The organism is Gordonia sp. GONU, from assembly GCF_024733855.1.
Classification (GTDB): domain Bacteria; phylum Actinomycetota; class Actinomycetes; order Mycobacteriales; family Mycobacteriaceae; genus Gordonia; species Gordonia amicalis.
In genome coordinates, this window is sequence record NZ_JANRHB010000089.1 from 1 (window position 1) to 901 (window position 901).

General features: G+C 62.7%; 1 protein-coding gene. It reads left to right on the top strand.

The window, feature by feature from the left end; translation table 11 throughout:
* Positions 1-17 precede the first annotated feature (17 nt).
* Positions 18-901: IS21 family transposase (istA, locus tag NWF34_RS25285; RefSeq protein WP_258326404.1), on the top strand; the 884-nt coding region annotated here is incomplete at its 3' end.

Below are 901 nucleotides of genomic sequence, written 5' to 3' on the forward strand. Positions count from 1 at the left end.
ACCGCCTGGGAGTTCCATTGAAGTCTGCGAAGGACCGTATGGACATCATTTCTGCTTACCGAGAACTCGGAAGCTATCGCGCCGCAGCCGAGGTGTGCGGCACCACCCACAAGACCGTCAAACGTGTGGTCGACCGGTTCGAGGCCGACGATCAACCACCCGATCGCAAGGAACGGGCCCGCAACTACGACACCGTCGCCGAGCTGGTCGCCGAGAGAGTCGAGCGGTCACACGGCCGGATCACCGCCAAACGTCTGCTACCAGTAGCGCGAGCGGCGGGCTATGCAGGCTCGGCCCGCAACTTCCGTCGTCTCGTCGCCCAGGAGAAAACACAGTGGCGCCGTGATCACCATCGTGGGCGTCGCCCGGCAGTGTGGGCTCCGGGTGACTACCTGGTCATCGATTGGGCCGTGATCGGCGGCCTGCACATGTTCTGCGCGGTGTTGGCGTTCTCACGCTGGCGGTTCGTTCGGTTCGCCACCAATGAAACATCCACCACCACACTCGGATTCATCGCTGAAGCCTTTGAGGAGATCGGTGGAGTACCCAACAAGGTACTCGCTGATCGGATGGGCTGCCTCAAAGGTGGAGTCGTCGCCAACGTCGTCGTACCCACCCCCTCGTATGTGCGGTTTGCCACCCACTACGGGTTCGCCCCGGATTTCTGTCACGGCGCCGATCCGGAATCGAAAGGGATCGTGGAGAACCTCTGCGGGTACGCGCAGTCAGATCTGGCGCAACCGTTGTGGACCGAAGCCAAGATCGCCGCTGGTCGTGACGACGTGCAGCTGGATGTGCACGCAGCGAACCGGGCCGCGCGGGACTGGTGTGTCGAGGTCAACACCCGCCGCCACAGCGACACACTGTGCGTGCCTGCTGAGCAACTCGATGTGGAACGAGA